The following is an 18,498-nucleotide window of genomic DNA, read 5'->3' on the forward strand; positions in this document are numbered from 1 at the left end:
TCGGATGCGGTGATCAGGCGGCGCGGGCCACGGCGCGGCCGCGATCCCCGCGGCGCAGCAGCGACAGCAGGGAGCCGCGCGAGGGCGTGCTCGAGCCGAGAGCGGAGGTGACGCGGTCGAGGAAGATCGCGAGCACGACCACGCTCAGGCCCGCCTCCACTCCCTCGCCCACCTGCAGCGTCGAGATCGCCGAGACGACGATCTTGCCCAGGCCATCAGCGCCGGCGATGCCCGCGACGACGGCCATCGACAGGGCGAGCATGATCACCTGGTTGATGCCGGACATGATCGTGCGGCTGGCGAGCGGGAGCTGGATCCCGAACAGGATCTGGCGCGGCGTCGCACCGAAGGCCTGGCCGGCCTCGACCTTCTCGCGGTCGACGCCGCGGATGCCGAGCTCGGTGAGTCGCACGCCGGGCGGCAGCGAGAAGATGATCGTCGAGACCACGCCCGGCACGACGCCGATGCTGAAGAAGATCACGGTCGGGATCAGGTAGACGAACGCCGGCATCGTCTGCATGAAGTCGAGCACCGGGCGCAGGATCGCGCTGGCGACGTGACTGCGTGCCGCGAGCACGCCGAGCGGCACGGCGATCACGATCGTGATCACGGTGGCGATGAGCACGAGCGAGAGCGTCTGCAGAGCGGGGACCCACATGTCCATCGCGACGACGAACAGCATCGACAGCAGCGTGCCGACGCCGAGCTTCCACGAGCGCACGAACCAGCCGATCAGCGCGAACAGCACCACGAGCACGAGCACGGGGACGGCCGTCAGCGCGTCGGTCAGGCCGTCGACGAGCGTCTCGAGACCGACGTCGATCCCGTCGAGCAGTCCGCCGAGGTTGTCCTTGACCCAGTCGAAGCCGTCGGCGACCCAGTCGCCCACGGGGATGCGGAACCAGTCCATCAGCGTGCCTCCTCGGTCTTCGGATCCTGTTCGTCGACGAACGTGGCGCGGGCCTCGCTCGTCGCCAGCACCTCGTCGATGACCGTCGGCGGCACCGGGATCGTCAGTTCGCCGGTCGCGGTCGTGCCGGGACCGAGGGCCGCCAGCAGCGTCACGCGGGGGATGACCCCGACGAGGCGCTCCTCGGCGTCGGTCACGGCGAGCGGCACCTCCGACTCGACGGCGGGCACGAAGAGGTCGATGAGCGGGCTGTCGGCCGCGACGGCGTGCGGAGCGGGACGGATGACACCCTCGAGCGACGACTCGCCGCGCTGCACCAGGCGCACCGCATCCCGGTCGCGCACGATGCCGACGAGGCGGCGGTCGCGCGAGGTGACGTAGACGGCGGAGGCGCGCTCGTCGCGCATGGTCTTCAGCGCGGTCCGGGGACCGGCGGAGCTCGACACCACGACGCGGGCGCGTTCCATGACGTTGCCCGCGGTGAGCACGCGGGCGCGGTCGACGTCCTGCACGAACTGCTCGACGTAGTCGTTCGCCGGGTCGGTCAGGATGTCCTCGGGCGTGCCGATCTGCACGATGCGCCCGTCGCGCATGACCGCGATCCGGTCGCCGAGGTGCATGGCCTCGTTGAGGTCGTGGGTGATGAAGACGATCGTCTTGCCGAGGGTGGCCTGCAGCTCGAGCAGCTGGTCTTGCATCTCGCGGCGGATCAGCGGATCGAGGGCGCTGAACGCCTCGTCCATGAGCAGGATGTCGGTGTCGGCGGCGAGGGCGCGGGCGATTCCCACGCGCTGCTGCATGCCGCCCGACAGCTCGGAGGGCAGCGCATCCCGCCACTCGGCGAGCCCGACGAGCTCGATGACCTCGCCGGCGCGGCGGGTGCGCTCGGCGACGGGCGTGCCGCGCAGCTCGAGGCCGTAGGCGACGTTGTCGAGCACGGTGCGGTGCGGCAGCAGTGCGAAGTGCTGGAAGACCATCGACACGCGCTCGCGGCGGATCTCGCGCAGCTTCGCCGGCGCGGCGCCGGTCAGCTCGGCGTCGCCGACGTGCACGTGACCCGAGGTCGCGTCGAGCAGGCCGTTGAGCATGCGGATGAGGGTCGACTTGCCCGAGCCGGAGAGGCCCATCACGACGAAGATCTCGCCGGGCTGCACCTCGAACGAGGCGTCGATGACGGCGGCGGTTCCGGGGATGTCGGCGCGCGAGGCGCCGTCGGCGAGACGCCGGACGGACTCCTCGGCGCCGCGGCCGAACACCTTGTAGAGGTTCTGCACGCGGAGTGCGGGGGCTGTGGTCATGCGGTGTGGTGCTCCGTGATCCGGGCACGCCGAAGAAGCCCGCTCGCGCGGGCGCCGGCGAGCCGGTCATCTGCATCGCGGTCCGGGTGGGCGGCCATCCAGCGGCAGAGCCACATCGCGGTTCGCTAGGGCGTCGCCGCGGGGCCACCGGGGGCCGGGTCACCATACGCATCCGGGCTGGCGCCCGAGGTCGCGGACCTGGTCGGTTCGTCTCCGGATGGGTGGTTCTGGGGTGATTCTCGGCTCAGGAGACGTTCCACCGTAACAACGGGGCTGCGGCGGCCGCCAATCCGATGGCGGGCGGATTCGTGCCCCGGACGGGGGTGGAACCGGCGGTACGGCCCGTCTTTTCAGTGGTTCTCGACGGATAGAGTCGTTACGACTCCGTTACGAGAGGATGCGCCATGACCCGTCTGCACGTGCCGATCCGGCTGCGCTGGAACGACCTCGACGCCTACGGCCACGTCAACAACGCGGCGATGCTCGTGCTGCTCGAGGAGGCGCGCATCCAGGCCTTCTGGGCGACGGACGCCGACGGCGCCGAGTCCGCCGTCGGCGCGACGACCGCGGTGCTCGACGGTCGTCCCGGTGCCGCCACGATGACGCTGATCGGGCGGCAGGAGGTCGAGTACCTCGCGCCGATTCCGTATCTGCGGCGTCCGCTCGACGTGCAGCTCTGGCTCGGCCACCTCGGCGGCGCGAGCCTCGAGGTCTGCTACTAGGTGCACGCGCCCGAGGGCGACGAGCCCGTGCTCTACGCCAAGGCGGCGACGACGATCGTGCTCGTGGATGCGGCGAGCGGTCGCCCGCGCCGCATCACCGAGTCGGAGCGCGCCGCCTGGACGCCGTTCAGCGAGGCGCCGATCGAGTTCCGGCGGCGCTGAGCGGATCCGTGCCGATCGCGGCGGGCCGACGTCCCTGACGCCGACCCGCCGCGCGGGCACCCCCTCAGCCGAAGTACTGGTGCACGGGCGTGAAGCTGATGCGATCGCCGGTGACGCCGACCATGCCGAGCGTCACGCGCAGCAGCTGCGGCGGCAGCTCGTCTTCGGGCAGCGGCGTCTGCGCTCCCAGCGTGAGGCCCTCCCCGCCCGGCCCGGTCGCGCTCAGCGAGTCGAGGTAGACGACGACGTGGCCGTGCAGCTCCATGCGTCCGGACTGCGTGACCAGCGCATCCCCGCCCTTCTCGTGCTTCACGTCGAGCACGAAGTCGTCGATCGCGATCGAGTCGACCTCGAGCTTCAGCACCGGCGTGCGGGATCCGTCCGCGAGCGGCACCGTCACCAGGCTGAGCCCCTTCAGGCCGGTGAACGACAGCGAGGAGCCGGAGAGCTGAGCCGCCGGCAGCGTCATCACGGGCGCGGAGGGATCGGCGATCGCCTCGGCCGGCGTCGATGGCGCCGGGCTCGGCGTGCCGCCGGAGCCGGAGCCGCCCGACCCGGGCAGCCCGGGCACCGTCGGAAGACCCGGGATCGGCGAGCCGGGGGAGGGGCTGGGCGTCGACCCGCCCGATCCGCCGGAACCCCCGGATCCGCCGGATCCGGAGCAGTCCATCAGCAGCGGGATGCAGAACTCGGCCCGCTCGGGTCCGGCCGCCTGCGCGGGCGCGACACCGAGGCCGAGCAGCGCGATCACGCCGAGCAGCGCGGCGCCGATCATCCCGACGCGGCGACGACCGGGGACGCGCTGCGACCCGCCGTCGCGACGGCCACGGCCGCTCACGCGAGCTCCTCGCGCGCGGCGTCGTCCTCTCGCGCCGAGCCGTCCCGCGACGCCGCCTTCGCCCGCGAGCGTCCGGCCGCGCGCGCCGAGTCCTTCGGCGACCACGCGACGACGAGGATGCCGCCGATCGCGGCGAGCAGCATCCCGACGATGAAGCCGCCGAGGTTGACGCCGACGATCGAGTACAGCGCGAGAGCCAGGCCGATCACGCCGTAGAAGACGCGGTGCGCCGGCGTGAGCATCGCGAGCAGGCCCAGCAGGGCGATCGCGAGCGGGATGACGGTCGCCTGCAGGCCCTCGATGCCGAGCTGCACGTGGATGCGGCCCAGATCGAGCTGGCCCGAGAAGAACAGCTCCACGCCGCCGAGCATCATCAGCACGCCGCCGACGAAGGGGCGGCGACGACGCCAGGCCCGGAATGCGGCGCGGCGGCCGGGGCTCTGGACGCCCCGCCCCGCCGCGCCATCCGCGGCGCGCGCGGAGGCCGACCCGAAAACGGCCCCCGCGTCTGCTGCGCTTCCCCCCGCGGACATCAGAAGCACTCCTGGTCGCTCAGCTCGACGTGCATCCCGGTGAGGGTGAACACGCTGGCCTGAGTCGTCCACGAGACCTGCTGCAGGTTCTTGATCGAGATGGTGTCGCTGTCCTGAGCGAAGTCGCCGGCGGTGCCCTTGGCATCCGTCTTGACCTGCGAGGCGTCGATGCCGATGCGCACGTTGCCGAAGCTCGTGTCGCCCTTGAGGTCGGTCATGCCGATCTGCAGGTCGGTCGCGCTGGCCGGGGTCTCGCCGCCGCCGGCGGTGATCCGCACGCCGACCTTGCCGAGCGGGGTGTCGGTCGCGACCGATTGGCACAGGTTCGCGAGCGTCGCCTGCTTGATGTTGGCGATCGCGACCGGGTGCTCGGTGCCCTCGGTGTCCTTGGCGGTGCCGGCGTACTGCGAGAAGCCGGTGCCCTCGAGCTGGCTGGCGCTGATCTTGAACTGGCTGCCCGAGATCGCGAACGACACGGGAACGGCGCCCTGGGCGACGCCGCCGAGGGTGATCGAGGCGATGACGGCGACCGGCACGGAGACGAGTGCGATGCGCCCGGCGTGGCTGCGGGTGACCTTCTTCAGCGAGTCGCGGCGCAGCTGCGGGCGACGGAATGAGGGGCGGAACGGCATGAATCCTCCTTGATCCACGGTGCTGATCCCGGCCGGTCGGTGCCTGTCGGCGCCGGTCGACCCATCTGGGAGACCGGGTTCCGCGTCGGCTATGACGCGGTTTCCGAAATCCGGTGGATCGATCCGGCGCCGGTCCTCCGGCGTCGTCGGTCGGCCACGATACCCCCTATTGACGGGGTGTCAATAGCGTGACGGTCGTTACGCTGGAGCGCATGCAGGCGGAGCGGCGCACCCGGCTCTCGCCCGAGGACCGTCGGGCGCAGCTTGTCGCGACCGGCGTGGCGGCGCTCGCCGAGCATCCCCTCGATGCCGTCACGATCGAGTTCCTGTCGGCGCAGGCGGGCGTGTCGCGCGCCCTCGTCTTCCACTACTTCCGCTCGCAGGCGGGGCTGCGGCGCGAGCTCGTGCGCACGGCGCGCGACAGCATGCTGCGGGCCACCGAGCCGGTTCCCGAGCTGGCTGCGCAGGCCCGGCTCGACGACACCCTGACGCGCATCGTCGCCTTCGTGCGCGACCACCGCGGCACGTTCTACTCGCTCGTGCGCGGTGTCGCCTCGGGCGACCCGGAGGTGCGGCGCGTGGTCGACGAGGCGCGCCACGAGCAGGCCGAGCGCGTCGTCGCGGTCGCGCTCGAGCTCGGCTCGGCCGACAGCCCGCTGCTGCGCATCGCGCTGCGCTCGTGGGTCACCTTCGCCGAGGAGGCGCTGGTCGAGAGCGCCCTCGACACCGACATGCCGTCGGAGGAGATCGTCGCGTTCCTCTCGCGCAGCGCGCTCGCCGTGGCGGGCGCGGTCGAGGGCTGAGCCGGGGGCTGTCACGAGCCGGCGTCCGGCGTCCGGTGCCCGCCGCCGCCCGCGTCACCGTGGAACGCGGATCATGCCCTCCTGCGCGATGCTCGCGACGAGCCGCCCGTCACGGTCGTAGACCCGGCCGGTCGAGAGTCCGCGCCCGCCGACCGCGTTCGGCGACTCCTGGGCGTAGAGCAGCCACTCGTCGACGCGCGCCGGACGGTGCCACCACATGGCGTGGTCGAGGCTCGCCATCTTGAGCCCGGGCGTCACCCACGGCACCCCGTGCGCCCGCAGGGTCGGCTCGAGGATCGTGTAGTCGCTCGCATAGGCGAGCGCGGCCTGGTGCAGCTTCGGGTCGTCGGGCATCGGACCGATCGTGCGCATCCACACCGCCTGGTGCGCGACCCGCGGTCCGTCGGCGCGCAGGTAGACCGGCTCCTCGATGTGGCGGATGTCGAAGGGCCGCTGCGAGCCCCAGAAGCGCGCGATGGGGTGATCGAGTCCGGCGAGGGCCTCGGCGGCGGTCGGCAGCGATTCGGGATCGGGCAGGTCGTGGTCGGGCGCCGGCGCCTGGTGGTCGAGACCCTCGTCGGCATCCTGGAACGACGCGATCATCGACAGGATCGGCTGCCCGTCCTGATAGGCCTGGGTGCGCCGCGTCGAGAACGAGCGGCCGTCGTGGATGCGGTCGACCGAGAACGTGATCGGCTGGTCGACGTCGCCCGGGCGCAGGAAGTAGCCGTGCATCGAGTGCGCCGTGCGGTCGTCGGCGACCGTGCGCGTGGCGGCGAGGATCGACTGCGCGAGCACCTGTCCGCCGAAGACGCGACCCTGCGGCATCCACTGGCTCGGGCCGGTGAAGATGTCCTCGGATGTGCGGGCGCCGGTGTCGGTCAGGTCGAGCGCCTTCAGGAGTGCCGACAACGGGTCGCTCATGGCTTGTAGTTTAGGAGCAGATGAGCAAGCCATTCACCCTCTCCGACCCGACCTCGCTCGAGGATCTGCGCAGCTTCGCCGGGCGAGCCGCGCGCATCGAGGAGGGCTCCGTGCGCCTGATCGCGGGTGGCGGGGTGCTCGCCGCCTACGCCGCCGTGCTCTATCCGGTGGGCCTGCTCGATGACACCCCGACCGTGCTCGGCTTGCGCACCTACGCGCTCAGCGACACCGAGCCGTTCGACGTGGTCGTGCCCGTGCGCTCGCTGCTGCAGCGTCTCGAGCGCGCCACGACCGAGCTCGAGAGCCGCGACCCCGACCACTTCGCGGCGCCGGTCGATGTGACCACGCCGATCGAGGTGCACACCGTCACCTGGGCCGCCATCTCGCCGCCGCGCGGCGGCTGGCACCGCAGCGGCGCGCTCGACCCGGCGGCGCTCAAGCAGGCCGCGGATGCGGGCATCGCCGAGGTCGCCGCCGCGGTTCCCGAGGCGGTCGGCGAGTCGATCGTGCGCAAGGTGCGCGGCGAGGTCTGGAGCCGCCCGCTCGCCGAGCTCGACCACATCCCGGGCGGCGCCGGCTTCGCGGCCCTGAGCCTCGGGTTCCTGGGCGACGACGAGGTCGTCGTGTTCGAGTCGGGGCCGTGGACGCGCCTCACGACCAAGCGCGGGCACGTGCTCGTGAAGCGCAAGCCGTGGACGCTCGCGCGCTGAGCTCGCGCTGATCGGGTTCATGCCGCGAGCGGCATGGGCGGGCGCACGCCTCAGAGCGCCGCCGCGATCGCCCGACCGGCGACGCGTCCCGAGAACAGACAGCCGCCGAGGAAGGTGCCCTCGAGCGAGCGGTAGCCGTGCATCCCGCCGCCGCCGAAGCCGGCCGCCTCGCCGACCGCGTACAGGCCCGGCACCGGCTCGCCCGCCGCGTCCAGCGCCCGCGCCTGCAGGTCGGTCTGGATGCCGCCCAGGGTCTTGCGAGTCAGCACCCGCAGCCGCACGGCCACGAGCGGACCGCTCTCGGGCGCCGTGATGCGGTGCGGCTTCGCGACCCGGATGAGCTTGTCGCCGACGTAGCGTCGCGCGTCGCGCACGGCGGCGAGCTGCGCGTCCTTGCCGAAGGAGTTGTCGAGCTCGCGGTCGCGGGCGAGCAGCTCGGCGCGGGCGGCCTCGGCGTCGAACACCCCCTCGGGCGAGGCCTGCTCCATGCGGTCGAGCAGCTCGTCGAGGGTGTCGGCGACGAGGAAGTCCTCGCCCTCGCGGAGGAAGGTCTCCACGGGGTCGGTCGCGCCCGAGCCCAGACGCTGACGCAGCAGCTCGCCGATGCTCTTGTCGGTGAGGTCGGGGTTCTGCTCGCTGCCCGAGAGCGCGTACTCCTTCTCGGCGATGCGCCGCGTCGCGACGAACCAGCTGTGGTCGTGACCGGTCTTGCGCAGCCACTCGAGCGTGCCGAGCGTGTCGAATCCGGGGAAGAGGGGAACCGGCAGCCGCGCGCCCGTGGCATCCAGCCAGACGCTCGACGGACCGGGCAGGATCCGGATGCCGTGGCGCTGCCAGACGGGGGAGTGGTTCGCGACGCCCTCGACGTAGTGCCACATGCGGTCGGTGTTGACCAGCCGGGCGCCGGCCTGCTCGCTGATGCCGAGCATCCGGCCGTCGACGTGGGCGGGCACGCCGGCCAGCAGGTTCCCGTCCTCGGGTGCGTCGCCGAGCCACTCGGGCCACGAGCGCCGCACCAGCTCGGGGTCGCCGCCGATGCCGCCCGAGGCGACGATCACGGCGCCCGCCTCGAGCGCGAAGTCGCCCACCGCATCCCGATTGCTGGGGGCGCCGCGCTCGGCGGCGTCGGGGGCGAGCAGGATGCCGGATGCTCCGACCACGGCTCCGTCGCGCACGGTCAGCCGGTCGACGCGGTGCCGGAAGCGGAGCTCGGCGCGCCCCTCGGCGACGCCGCGGCGCACGCGCGAGAGGAATGGCTCGACGACTCCCGGTCCCGTGCCCCAGGTGATGTGAAAGCGCGGGACCGAGTTGCCGTGGCCGGTCGCCGTGTAGCCGCCGTGCTCCGCCCAGCCGACGACCGGGAAGAAGCGCACGCCCTTCTCGTGCAGCCAGGCGCGCTTCTCGCCCGCCGCGAAGCGCAGGTAGGCCTCGGCCCACTGCTCGGCCCACGAGTCCTCGTCGCGGTCGAACTCGGCGCTGCCGAACCAGTCCTGCCGTGCCAGCTCGAGGCTGTCGTGCACGCCCAGCCGCCGCTGCTCGGGCGAGTCGACCAGGAACAGGCCGCCGAACGACCACCAGGCCTGACCGCCGAGGCTCTGCTCGGGCTCCTGCTCGAGGATCACGACCGTGCGGCCGGCATCCAGCAGCTCGCTTGCGGCGACCAGGCCGGCCAGGCCGGCACCGATGACGATGGCGTCGGAGTTGTGGGGCATCGCGTCCTCCCGCCGCTCTCGGGGGTGAGCGGGTGCGACGAGCCTAGCGAGCCGCCGGGGTCAGTCGGCTGAGTCGCGCGCGCTGCCGGCGGCCGGTGCGGTCAGTCCCGCGGCGGTGCCGCCCGCGCTCTGCGGCGCCATGATGCCCTCCGCGCGCTCGGCCACCCACTGCACGAACGGCGCGAGGTGCTCGAGCAGGTCGGCGCCCAGCTCGGTCAGGCTGTAGTCGACCCGGGGCGGGATCGTCGGATGCGCATCCCGGGCCACGAAGCCGTCGCGCTCGAGCGTGCGCAGCGTCGAGGCGAGCATCTTCTCGCTGATGCCGTCGACCGCGCGGCGCAGCTCGCCCCACCGCAGCGTGCCGCCGCCGAGGGCGAGCAGCACGAGCACGCCCCACTTGCTCGTCACATGGTCGAGCACGTCGCGCGTGGGGCAGCCCGCCGTGAAGATCTCGGGCTGATGGGCCCGGAAACGCTCAAGACTTACCTGCATGCGGGTACCTTACTCAAAAGTGGGTACCCGCGCTGGGGAAGCATCTCGCGAGGTCGTCGGTTCCGGGATGCTGGAACCGCTTCGAAAGGACCACTGATGACCATCCTCGTCACCGCCGCCGGCCACCTCGGCCGCCTCGCCATCCAGTCGCTCATCGCCCGCGGGGTCGCGCCCGCCGACATCCGCGTGGGTGCGCGCACTCTCGCCAAGGTCGACGACCTCGCCGCCCAGGGCGTCGTCGCCGTCGAGCTCGACTACGACCGCCCCGAGACCGTCGCGGCCGCGATCGCCGGCGCCGACAAGGTGCTGCTCGTCTCCGCCAGCGAGCCGGGCAAGCGCGTTCCGCAGCACCAGGCCGTGATCGACGCGGCCGTCGCCGCGGGCGTCGCGCAGCTCGTCTACACGAGCGCCCCGCACGCCGACTCGTCGACGCTGATCCTCGCCCCCGAGCACAAGGCGACCGAGGAGCTCATCGCCGTCTCGGGTGTTCCCGCGACCATCCTGCGCAACAACTGGTACACCGAGAACTACACCGGCCAGGTCAAGCCCGCGTCGGAGTCGGGCGCCCTGATCGGCAGCGCCGGCGAGGGCCGTGTCGCGAGCGCGAGCCGTGCCGACTACGCCGAGGCCGCCGCCGTCGTGCTCACGAGCGACGGGCACATCGGCGCGACCTACGAGCTCGCCGGCGACGTCGCCTGGACCTACGCCGACCTCGCCGCCGCGATCTCCGAGATCACGGGCACGCCGGTCGCCTACCAGGACCTCGACACCGCGACCCACGTGTCGGCGCTGACCGGCATCGGCCTCGACGAGGGCACGGCCGGCTTCGTCGCCGCGCTCGACGCGAACATCGCCGAGGGCACCCTCGCCGAGGCGAGCGACGTGCTCTCGGGCCTCATCGGCCGCCCGACGACGCCGCTCGTCGACGGGCTGCGCGCCGACCTGGCCTGAGTCCGGCGTCCTCGGGGCGCTGTCGACCGAGAAAGGGGATGCCCGCCGCGAGACTCGCGGCGGGCATCCCCTTCGTTGTGCTCGTCTCTCGGTTCCTCGTTCTCGCGCTCGTGGCTTCGGGCGCTCTCGCCTACTCCTCGAAGGTGTTGACCATCGCGTGGGCGGCGCGCTCGAGGTAGCCCCACAGCATCCCCTCGTGCAGCGGCGAGAGGCCGAGCTCGTCGACCGCGACGCGCATGTGCTTCAGCCAGCGGTCGCGCGCATCCGGATTCACCTTGAAAGGCATGTGCCGCATGCGCAGGCGCGGGTGGCCGCGCTCCTGGCTGTACGTCGTCGGGCCGCCCCAGTACTGCTCGAGGAACCCGGTCAGGCGCTGCACCGCGCCCTCCATGTCGTCGTCCGGGTACATCGGCCGCAGCACCTCGTCGGCCTCGATGCCCTCGTAGAAGCGGCGCACGAGCTTCTCGAACGTCGGGCGCCCGCCGACCTCGTTCCAGAAGTTCCCGCCGACCGGCTCGCCGCCGGCGCCGGAGCGCAGGGTCAGGGAGTCCTCGGCCATCATCCGTCCTTCTTGGGCGCGCGGCCCGGTTTGGCGGGGGTGCCGCTCGCGCCGGTGGCGGCCGTGCCGGCCTGCGTCGGCAGCGGCGCCGTCTTCGGAGGGTTCGCCCCGCGGATGCTCGCCGCGCCCTCGAGCCCCGACAGCGTGATCGCGTTGAGGGCCGGCGTGCGCACCTCGAGGCTGTCGAGGGTCTGCTTGATGCGCCCGCGCAGCTCGCGCGCCACGTCGTCCTTCGATCCGGGCCGGGTCTTCGCGACGAGGCGCACCACGACGGCCTCCGACGAGATCGACTCGATGCCCCAGATCTCGGGCTTCTCGAGGAACAGGCGCTTCCATTTCGGCTCCTGCTGCATCCTCACCGCCGTGTCGAGCAGCGCCTCCTGCACGACCGGCACGTCCGCCTCATAGGGGATCGCCAGGTCGAGGATCACGCGCGACCAGCCCTGCGAGACGTTGCCGACGCGCAGGATCTCGCCGTTGCGCACGTACCAGAGCATCCCGTTTACGTCGCGGATCTGGGTGACGCGGATGCCGACCGCCTCGACGACGCCGGTCGCGGGCCCGAGGTCGACGACATCCCCGACGCCGAGCTGGTCTTCGATGACCATGAACAGGCCGTTCAGCACGTCTTTCACGATGTTCTGCGCGCCGAAGCCGAGGCCGGCGCCGAGCGCGGCCGTGATGAGCGAGAACGCGGCCGTCGCGTTCGAGTTGAGCTGGTTGACGATGAGGATCGCGGCGACGATCACGATCGCCGCCGTGACGACGTTGTTGAGCACCGAGCCGATCGCGCGCGTGCGCTGCACGGTGCGCACCGCCGCGAGCGGGGAGGCTGCGATCCCGAGGGCGGCCGTGTCGTCGACCTTCTGCTTCTTCTTGACGCCGCTGACGATCTGGTTGACGACCCGGCGGATGATGAACGTCGCGATCACGCGCAGCAGCACCGCCACCACGATGATGATGACGATCTGCAGCGGGTCGCCCAGCAGGAAAGCCCACACGGAGGGCCAGAACGTGGCCCAGTCGATCGGATCCATGATCCGCCCAGGCTAACGACCCCCGCCTGCGCGCCGCCCGACCGCCGCCCCGGCCCGCGCCCTGCGCGAGCCCGCCGTGCGCCGTCCGCCGTCCGCCGTTTCGGATGAGGGGTGTCCTCAAGCCGAGATGAGGCCGAGATGCTGTCCCCATCCGAAACGCCGCACCGGTCGGGCCACATGTCAGGCGATTCGGATGGAGGGTGACCGCAGGGCGCCATGACGGCTGGATGCTGTTCCCATCCGAAACGATGCACCGGAAAGGCGGCGGCCAGCTCTCCTCCACCGCGTGCTCGACCGGAGCACGCTCCACAGATCCGCCTCCCGCCGCGCCGCCGACGTGGGGATCCCGCCAAGGTGACGGGCATGACGGCGCTGCACACAACCTCGACCCTGCGCTCGCGGGGGATGACGGCACGTCAGATCCGCAGCGCGGTCGACATCGGCATGCTTCGGCGGCTCCGCGTCGGGCAGTATGCGAGCGGTCCGCACGACGAGCCGCTCGAGGCGGCGATCGCGTTCGGCGCGACGCTGACCTGCGCGTCCGCACTGCAGCGTAAGGGCGTCTGGGTCCTCGAGCGGACCGAGCACCTACGGCTCGACCAGAGCGGGCATCAGTCCCGCGGTGCGCTCCGGGGTGCGCGGCGCGTGCACTGGGGACAGGGGACGTCGCTCGACGGCGTCGACGATGTCGCCACCGCGCTGCTGTGCGCGCAGCGGTGCATGGGGCGAGAAGCGCTGCTGTGCTCGATCGACTCCGCCCTGCATCAGCGTCGGATCACCCGATCGCACTTGGGGTTCCTCAGCGGAACATCGGAGGGGCGGTGGGCGCTGCGGAGCAGCGACGCCCGGAGCGAATCTGGTCTCGAGACGCTGCCGCGTGTGCGCCTTCGGCGGCTCGGCATCCGCGTCCGCCCGCAGGTCCCGTTTCCTGGCGTCGGCCGAGTCGATCTCCTGATCGGCGATCGACTCGTCCTGGAGCTCGATGGAGACGAGTGGCATTCGACTCCGGAATCGCGGGAATCTGATCGCCGCCGGGATGCGGCGCTGATCGCGATGGGCTGTCTCCCTCTGCGTGCCGGGTTCACCCGAGTCGTCCACCACTGGCCGGCGCTGGAGCGCCAGGTCCTCGAGATCGTGCGTCGCGACGAGCATCACTGGCACGGCCGGCGCCGGCGCGAGGCGCTCGACGTACCCGGTTTCGGATGACAGCCGCGCTCGAGCTCTCCTACGGCTTCGAGAACGCTCCCATCCGAAACGAGGGACGAGCACGATGGGCGACCACGCCGCGGCGAGCAGAGCGCCGGAACGGCGGAGGGGCGCCGGCCGTGGCCGACGCCCCTCCGGGACGGGACGGGTGGCGCGGGCGCCGCGGACCGCGCGGGGCGCGCCGGGGACCGCGCGAGGCGCGCCGAGCGCGCCGGCGCGCCCCGCGGCTCAGGCCGCGTCGACCGCCTGCGCGGCCAGGGCGCGCTCGACGCCCGCCAGGTTCTCCTGCACGAGGCGACGCAGCGCCGGGATGTCGGGGTGCGCATCCAGCCAGGCCTGCGTCTGGTCGACGAGGGCCTGCGAGGCGAGCGCGCTCGGGTAGAACCACACCACGATGTACTCGGCGATCTTGTAGCTGCGGCTCTTCCAAATCGACTCGAGTGCGTCGAAGTAGGGCGCGACGAGCGGCTCGAGCACGGCCGGGTCGTTGACGTGCTGGTAGCCCATGCCGAGCATCCGCAGGATCGCGTTGGGGATCTGCTCATCGGTCAGGGCCCGGTCGAGCGCGGCCTTCTTGCCCTCGGCGCTCGGCACAGTGCCGCGCGCGCGGGCCGCGGCCTGCTGGCCGTTCGAGGTGTTGTCGCGCTCCTCGGCGGTCGCGATCTGGGCCTCGCCGGCGACGCCCGTGAGCACGAGGCCCTCGAGCAGCTCCCACTCGAGGTCGGTGTCGATGTCGAGACCGTCGAGGCGGGTCGTGCCGTTCTGCAGCGCGCGCAGCACCTCGGCGTGCGCCGGGGTCGAGGCGACGTTCGCGAAGAACTTCACGAACTGGAACTGCGCGTCCGAGCCGGGCTCGGCGCCCTGCGCGAGCGTCCACAGCGTGTCGCCGACCTCGGCGATCGCGGCGTCGCGCGATGCGGGCGCGACGTAGCTGCGGGCGACCTGCGCCAGCTGCGTGAGGCTCAGGCGGATGGTCGTCGACTCGGTCTCGGTCGCGATGTTGTCGAGCACGAGGCGGATGTAGTCGCTCGGCTTGGCCTCGCCGTCGCGGGTCGCATCCCACACGGCGCCCCAGACGATCGCGCGGGCCAGCGGTTCCTCGATGTGCTTGAGGTGGGCGATCGCGGTGGCGAGCGACACGTCGTCGAGACGGATCTTCGCGTAGGCGAGGTCGTCGTCGTTGAGCAGGATCAGCTCGGGGCGCGCGAGTCCGACCAGCTCGGGCACCTCGGTCGAGACGCCGTCGATGTCGAGCTCGTGGCGGTGGGTGCGCACGAGCTTGCCGCCCTGCAGAGAGTAGAAGCCGACGGCCAGACGGTGCGGGCGGATCGTCGGGTAGTCGGGATGCGCGCTCTGCTCGATCGCGAAGCTCGCGATGGTGCCGTCGTCGGCGACCGACAGGGCCGGGCGCAGGGTGTTGACGCCCGCGGTCTCGAGCCACTTCGCGCCCCAGCCGTCGAGCGAGCGGCCGCTGGCGGCCTCGAGCTCGACGAGCAGGTCGCGCAGCTCGGTGTTGCCGAACTCGTGCTTCTGGAAGTACTGCCCGACGCCGGTGAAGAACGCGTCGATGCCGACCCAGGCGGCGAGCTGCTTCAGCACCGATCCGCCCTTGGCGTAGGTGATGCCGTCGAAGTTGACCTGCACCGCCTCGAGGTCGTCGATCGTGGCGACGATCGGGTGGGTCGAGGGCAGCTGGTCCTGCTTGTAGGCCCAGCTCTTCTCCATGGCCTGGAAGGTCGTCCACGCCTCGGTCCACTCGGTGGCCTCGGCGGTGGCGATGGTGGATGCCCACTCGGCGAACGACTCGTTCAGCCAGAGGTCGTTCCACCACTTCATGGTCACGAGGTCGCCGAACCACATGTGGGCGAGCTCGTGCAGGATCGTGACGACGCGGCGCTCCTTGATCGCGTCGGTCACCTTCGAGCGGAAGACGTAGGTCTCGGTGAAGGTGACGGCACCCGCGTTCTCCATGGCGCCCGCGTTGAACTCGGGCACGAAGAGCTGGTCGTACTTCGCGAAGGGGTACGGGTAGCCGAACTTCTCCTCGTAGTAGGCGAAGCCCTGGCGGGTCTTCTCGAAGATGTAGTCGGCATCCAGGTACTGGAACAGCGACTTGCGCGCGAACACGCCGAGCGGGATGGTGCGGCCGCTGGCGCTGGTCAGCTCGCTGTGCACGGCCTGGTACGGCCCGGCGATGAGCGCGGTGATGTAGCTCGAGATGCGCGGGGTCGGCTCGAAGTGCCAGGTCGCGCGGCCCTCGCCCGCGAACACCGGCTCGGGGGTGGGGGAGTTGCTGACGACGGCCCAGTTGGCGGGCGCCGTGACGTGGAAGGTGAACGCGGCCTTGAGGTCGGGCTGCTCGAACACGGCGTACATGCGCCGGCTGTCGGGCACCTCGAACTGCGAGTAGAGGTACACCTCGCCGTCGACGGGGTCGACGAAGCGGTGCAGGCCCTCGCCGGTGTTGGTGTAGATCGCGTCGGCGTCGACGACGAGCTCGTTGTGCTCCTGCAGGTCGGTCAGCTGGATGCGCACGCCGTCGCTGACCGCCGCGGGGTCGAGCGCCGTGCCGTTGAGCGTGACCGCGTGCACGGTGCGGGTGATGGCGTCGATGAACGTCTCGGTCGCCCCGCGAGCCGTGAAGCGCACCACGGTGGTGCTGCGGAAGGTCTCGGCGCCGGTCGTGAGGTCGAGCGTGACGTCGTAGCTCTCGACGTCGACGATGGCCTTCCGGTCGCGGGCTTCGAGGCGGGTGAGGTTCTCTCCAGGCACGCAGTGCTCCCTTGAATCTGTGCGGATCGTGTCCGGCTCCAACCCTAGACTGGCGAGCGATCGAGGAGGCGTGATGGTCGACCAGCACCCGCCGCTCCAGCCGGGGCCGCACGGGATGCCGCCGTACGCCCCGCAGCCGCCGGTCCAGCCGCAGCCGGTCCAGCAGCAGCCGTTCCCGCAGCCGCCCCAGAACCCGGCCGTCCCGCCGCAGTACGGCGCCCCGCCCGCCTACGGCGCCGCGCCGCAGCTGCCCCCGACGGCCCCGCACCTCCCGCCCACCGCCCCGAAGCGTCGGCGCCGCGTCTGGCCGTGGATCCTCGCTCTCGTGCTGCTGCTCGTCGTCGTCGCGGCCGCCGTCGGCATCCCGCTCGCGATCAGCGCGCTGAACGGCCCGACCCGCGGCGCCGGAAGTCCGGCCGCCGCCGTGCAGGGCTTCGACCGCGCCTTCGAGAAGGCCGACTGCGCCGCGCTGAAGAAGGTCACCTCGAGCGCGTTCCGCTCTGACCTCTACAACGGCGACTTCAGCTGCGCCGCCTTCGAGAGCGACGCGAAGTCGTACCGCGTCGACGACACCTACGCCTACTCCTTCTCGGTCGTGGGCTCGCGCTTCGTCGACGGCGGCGCCGAGGTCACGGTCGACGAGGTCGACTCCTCCTCGACCGATCCCGACAGCTACACGAACGTCTACCGCTTGACCAAGAACGCCGCCGGAGCCTGGGTGATCACCGAGGTCGGCGACGCAGGAGAACAGAACTGATGCGCATCCACATCGCCACCGATCACGCCGGCCTCGAGTTCAGCCGCACGCTGCAGGACCACCTGGCCGGGGCGGGGCACGAGGTCGTCGACCACGGTCCGCAGAGCTACGACCCGCTCGACGACTACCCGAGCTTCTGCATCGGCGCGGCGCTCGCCGTGGTCGCCGATCAGGCGGCGGGGGTGGATGCGCTGGGCGTCGTCTTCGGCGGATCGGGCAACGGCGAGCAGATCGCCGCGAACAAGGTCGAGGGCGCGCGCGCCGCGCTGGTGTGGAACCGCTCGACGGCCGAGCTGGCGCGCGAGCACAACGACGCGAACGTGATCTCGATCGGCGCTCGCCAGCACACCGTGGAGGAGGCGATCGAGTTCATCGACCTCTTCATCGCGACGCCGTTCAGCGGCGAGGAGCGTCACGCCCGTCGCATCGCGCAGCTGGCCGAGTACGAGGCGACGGCCGCGATCGCCGGCCACGACATCCGCTGACATGCCCGAGGGCCATTCCGTCCACCGCATCACGGCGCAGTTCGCGCGCCATTTCGAGGGCGTGCCGGTCGCGGTGTCGAGCCCGCAGGGGCGCTTCGCGGCCGATGCGCGCCTGATCGACGGGCGCTCGATCGTGCGCTGTCGCGCGGTCGGCAAGCAGATGTTCCTCGAGTTCGACAACGGGCTGTGGCTGCGCGTGCACCTGGGCATGTACGGCGCGTGGGACTTCGCGGGCGACATCGACGTGCCTGCGGTCGCGCGCGACCCCGAGAGCACGGCGCGCGACAACGCCGACTCGCTTGCCTCGATGGGCGCCCCGCGCCGCCTGCGCATGGCCGAGTCCGAGCGGCTCGGCGCCGAGCTCGAGGGCTTCCCGCCCGAGCCGATCGGCCAGGTGCGCGTGCGCCTGCTGACGGATCACGCGGTCGCCGATCTGCGCGGCCCGACGGCGTGCGAGGTGCTCGACGGCGAGGGCGTTGATGCGGTGCTCGCCCGCCTCGGACCGGATCCGCTCGTCGACGGCCGCGTGCGCGGCGAGCGGCGGTTCCTCGAGCTGGCCGGCCGCAAGCGCCAGGCGATCGGCCTCGTGCTCATGGATCAGTCGGTCGTGAGCGGCATCGGCAACGTCTACCGCGCCGAGATGCTGTTCCGCGCGCGGCTGTCGCCGTTCGCCACGGCGGCCGAGCTGCCGGAGGACGTGCTGCGCGCGCTCTGGACCGACTGGGATCACCTGCTGCGCATCGGCGTGAAGACGGGCCAGATGCTCACGATCGACGGACTGCGCGGCGCCGCGAAGGCGCGGGCGCTCGCGAGCCGCGACGACCGGCACTGGGTCTACCACCGCACGGGTCTGCCGTGCCGGGTGTGCGGCACCGAGATCGCGATGCAGGAGATGGCGGGGCGCAAGCTCTACTGGTGCCCGCTCGACCAGGCCTGAGCGGCAGCGCCGGGTGCGCATCCACCGGGATCGGCGCGGATCGGCGACGCGGGACGGC

The 18,498-nt window shown here is 71.9% G+C and carries 18 protein-coding genes and 1 pseudogene; 8 read left to right on the forward strand and 11 right to left on the reverse strand.

Going from position 1 to position 18,498, the window contains the following annotated elements; all coding sequences use genetic code 11:
• Positions 1–13 precede the first annotated feature (13 nt).
• Both FJ658_RS13815 and FJ658_RS13820 read right to left on the reverse strand, forming a co-directional pair.
• On the reverse strand, positions 14–910 hold the full coding sequence (locus tag FJ658_RS13815; RefSeq protein WP_141145977.1) for a proline/glycine betaine ABC transporter permease: 897 nt from the start codon (positions 908–910) through the stop codon (positions 14–16).
• A complete protein-coding gene (locus FJ658_RS13820) occupies positions 910–2,208 on the reverse strand; it encodes a glycine betaine/L-proline ABC transporter ATP-binding protein (RefSeq protein ID WP_141145978.1) in 1,299 nt (432 codons plus the stop codon). Before FJ658_RS13820 ends, FJ658_RS13815 begins: the two co-directional genes overlap by 1 nt.
• Before the next feature lie 404 nt (positions 2,209–2,612).
• On the opposite strand from FJ658_RS13820, the pseudogene FJ658_RS13825 reads away from it, so the two are divergent.
• Positions 2,613–3,092, forward strand: a pseudogene (locus FJ658_RS13825) (acyl-CoA thioesterase).
• 64 nt (positions 3,093–3,156) lie between these two features.
• Here the strand turns inward: FJ658_RS13825 and FJ658_RS13830 are convergent.
• The 3 genes from FJ658_RS13830 to FJ658_RS13840 are packed head-to-tail and all read right to left on the reverse strand — an operon-like array spanning position 3,157 to position 5,095.
• A complete protein-coding gene (locus FJ658_RS13830) occupies positions 3,157–3,930 on the reverse strand; it encodes a hypothetical protein (RefSeq protein WP_255447746.1) in 774 nt (257 codons plus the stop codon).
• Entirely contained in the window at positions 3,927–4,463 is a 537-nt protein-coding gene (locus FJ658_RS13835) for a DUF6114 domain-containing protein (RefSeq protein ID WP_141145979.1), read from the reverse strand. The genes FJ658_RS13830 and FJ658_RS13835 overlap by 4 nt, the downstream gene beginning before the upstream one ends.
• A complete protein-coding gene (locus FJ658_RS13840) occupies positions 4,463–5,095 on the reverse strand; it encodes a DUF6230 family protein (RefSeq protein ID WP_141145980.1) in 633 nt (210 codons plus the stop codon). The genes FJ658_RS13835 and FJ658_RS13840 overlap by 1 nt, the downstream gene beginning before the upstream one ends.
• Before the next feature lie 212 nt (positions 5,096–5,307).
• On the opposite strand from FJ658_RS13840, the gene FJ658_RS13845 reads away from it, so the two are divergent.
• Positions 5,308–5,898: a TetR/AcrR family transcriptional regulator gene (locus FJ658_RS13845; RefSeq protein WP_141145981.1), complete on the forward strand. Its 591-nt coding sequence runs from the start codon at positions 5,308–5,310 to the stop codon at positions 5,896–5,898.
• Positions 5,899–5,952: 54 nt separating this feature from the next.
• Here the strand turns inward: FJ658_RS13845 and FJ658_RS13850 are convergent, their stop codons facing one another.
• Positions 5,953–6,822, reverse strand: a complete 870-nt coding sequence (locus tag FJ658_RS13850; RefSeq protein WP_141145982.1) for an acyl-CoA thioesterase II — start codon at positions 6,820–6,822, stop codon at positions 5,953–5,955.
• A gap of 20 nt (positions 6,823–6,842) precedes the next feature.
• Between FJ658_RS13850 and FJ658_RS13855 the strand changes: the two genes are divergently transcribed.
• Positions 6,843–7,532: a hypothetical protein gene (locus tag FJ658_RS13855; protein ID WP_141145983.1), complete on the forward strand. Its 690-nt coding sequence runs from the start codon at positions 6,843–6,845 to the stop codon at positions 7,530–7,532.
• A 50-nt stretch (positions 7,533–7,582) separates the two neighbouring features.
• Here FJ658_RS13855 and FJ658_RS13860 read toward each other — a convergent pair whose 3' ends face one another.
• Positions 7,583–9,244, reverse strand: a complete 1,662-nt coding sequence (locus tag FJ658_RS13860; RefSeq protein ID WP_141145984.1) for an FAD-binding dehydrogenase — start codon at positions 9,242–9,244, stop codon at positions 7,583–7,585.
• A gap of 60 nt (positions 9,245–9,304) precedes the next feature.
• Positions 9,305–9,736 (reverse strand): helix-turn-helix domain-containing protein, encoded by a 432-nt coding sequence (locus FJ658_RS13865; protein ID WP_141145985.1) that lies wholly within the window; start codon positions 9,734–9,736, stop codon positions 9,305–9,307.
• A 96-nt stretch (positions 9,737–9,832) separates the two neighbouring features.
• On the opposite strand from FJ658_RS13865, the gene FJ658_RS13870 reads away from it, so the two are divergent.
• The gene (locus FJ658_RS13870; protein ID WP_141145986.1) at positions 9,833–10,687 is read left to right on the forward strand and encodes an SDR family oxidoreductase; all 855 of its coding nucleotides are present in this window, start codon (positions 9,833–9,835) and stop codon (positions 10,685–10,687) included.
• Between the two features lie 130 nt (positions 10,688–10,817).
• On the opposite strand, the gene FJ658_RS13875 is transcribed toward FJ658_RS13870, so the two are convergent.
• Together FJ658_RS13875 and FJ658_RS13880 are read right to left on the reverse strand one after the other, a co-directional pair.
• A complete protein-coding gene (locus FJ658_RS13875) occupies positions 10,818–11,246 on the reverse strand; it encodes a globin (protein WP_141145987.1) in 429 nt (142 codons plus the stop codon).
• Complete coding sequence (locus FJ658_RS13880; RefSeq protein WP_141145988.1) at positions 11,246–12,283, reverse strand: mechanosensitive ion channel family protein; 1,038 nt, start codon at positions 12,281–12,283, stop codon at positions 11,246–11,248. Before FJ658_RS13880 ends, FJ658_RS13875 begins: the two co-directional genes overlap by 1 nt.
• Before the next feature lie 363 nt (positions 12,284–12,646).
• Here FJ658_RS13880 and FJ658_RS13885 point away from each other — a divergent pair, with 363 nt between their 5' ends.
• Positions 12,647–13,489, forward strand: a complete 843-nt coding sequence (locus FJ658_RS13885) for an endonuclease domain-containing protein (protein ID WP_141145989.1) — start codon at positions 12,647–12,649, stop codon at positions 13,487–13,489.
• Positions 13,490–13,717: 228 nt separating this feature from the next.
• Here the strand turns inward: FJ658_RS13885 and pepN are convergent, their stop codons facing one another.
• Positions 13,718–16,261 (reverse strand): aminopeptidase N, encoded by a 2,544-nt coding sequence (gene pepN / locus FJ658_RS13890; RefSeq protein ID WP_141145990.1) that lies wholly within the window; start codon positions 16,259–16,261, stop codon positions 13,718–13,720.
• Positions 16,262–16,334: 73 nt separating this feature from the next.
• On the opposite strand from pepN, the gene FJ658_RS13895 reads away from it, so the two are divergent.
• The 3 genes from FJ658_RS13895 to FJ658_RS13905 are packed head-to-tail and all read left to right on the forward strand — an operon-like array spanning position 16,335 to position 18,440.
• Positions 16,335–17,018 (forward strand): hypothetical protein, encoded by a 684-nt coding sequence (locus FJ658_RS13895; protein ID WP_141145991.1) that lies wholly within the window; start codon positions 16,335–16,337, stop codon positions 17,016–17,018.
• Entirely contained in the window at positions 17,018–17,503 is a 486-nt protein-coding gene (locus FJ658_RS13900; RefSeq protein WP_141145992.1) for a ribose-5-phosphate isomerase, read from the forward strand. The genes FJ658_RS13895 and FJ658_RS13900 overlap by 1 nt, the downstream gene beginning before the upstream one ends.
• A gap of 1 nt (position 17,504) precedes the next feature.
• Positions 17,505–18,440 (forward strand): Fpg/Nei family DNA glycosylase, encoded by a 936-nt coding sequence (locus FJ658_RS13905; protein ID WP_141145993.1) that lies wholly within the window; start codon positions 17,505–17,507, stop codon positions 18,438–18,440.
• Positions 18,441–18,498 lie beyond the last annotated feature (58 nt).

Origin of the sequence: Schumannella sp. 10F1B-5-1 (assembly GCF_006517535.1) — a bacterium.
GTDB lineage: Bacteria > Actinomycetota > Actinomycetes > Actinomycetales > Microbacteriaceae > Schumannella.

Coding starts and splice junctions, on each gene's coding strand:
- FJ658_RS13815 (WP_141145977.1), bottom strand. CDS start 910: ATGGACTGGTTCCGCATCCCCGTGGGCGACTGGGTCGCCGACGGCTTC.
- FJ658_RS13820 (WP_141145978.1), bottom strand. CDS start 2,208: ATGACCACAGCCCCCGCACTCCGCGTGCAGAACCTCTACAAGGTGTTC.
- FJ658_RS13835 (WP_141145979.1), bottom strand. CDS start 4,463: ATGTCCGCGGGGGGAAGCGCAGCAGACGCGGGGGCCGTTTTCGGGTCG.
- FJ658_RS13840 (WP_141145980.1), bottom strand. CDS start 5,095: ATGCCGTTCCGCCCCTCATTCCGTCGCCCGCAGCTGCGCCGCGACTCG.
- FJ658_RS13845 (WP_141145981.1), top strand. CDS start 5,308: ATGCAGGCGGAGCGGCGCACCCGGCTCTCGCCCGAGGACCGTCGGGCG.
- FJ658_RS13850 (WP_141145982.1), bottom strand. CDS start 6,822: ATGAGCGACCCGTTGTCGGCACTCCTGAAGGCGCTCGACCTGACCGAC.
- FJ658_RS13855 (WP_141145983.1), top strand. CDS start 6,843: ATGAGCAAGCCATTCACCCTCTCCGACCCGACCTCGCTCGAGGATCTG.
- FJ658_RS13860 (WP_141145984.1), bottom strand. CDS start 9,244: ATGCCCCACAACTCCGACGCCATCGTCATCGGTGCCGGCCTGGCCGGC.
- FJ658_RS13865 (WP_141145985.1), bottom strand. CDS start 9,736: ATGCAGGTAAGTCTTGAGCGTTTCCGGGCCCATCAGCCCGAGATCTTC.
- FJ658_RS13870 (WP_141145986.1), top strand. CDS start 9,833: ATGACCATCCTCGTCACCGCCGCCGGCCACCTCGGCCGCCTCGCCATC.
- FJ658_RS13875 (WP_141145987.1), bottom strand. CDS start 11,246: ATGGCCGAGGACTCCCTGACCCTGCGCTCCGGCGCCGGCGGCGAGCCG.
- FJ658_RS13880 (WP_141145988.1), bottom strand. CDS start 12,283: ATGGATCCGATCGACTGGGCCACGTTCTGGCCCTCCGTGTGGGCTTTC.
- FJ658_RS13885 (WP_141145989.1), top strand. CDS start 12,647: ATGACGGCGCTGCACACAACCTCGACCCTGCGCTCGCGGGGGATGACG.
- FJ658_RS13895 (WP_141145991.1), top strand. CDS start 16,335: ATGGTCGACCAGCACCCGCCGCTCCAGCCGGGGCCGCACGGGATGCCG.
- FJ658_RS13900 (WP_141145992.1), top strand. CDS start 17,018: ATGCGCATCCACATCGCCACCGATCACGCCGGCCTCGAGTTCAGCCGC.
- FJ658_RS13905 (WP_141145993.1), top strand. CDS start 17,505: ATGCCCGAGGGCCATTCCGTCCACCGCATCACGGCGCAGTTCGCGCGC.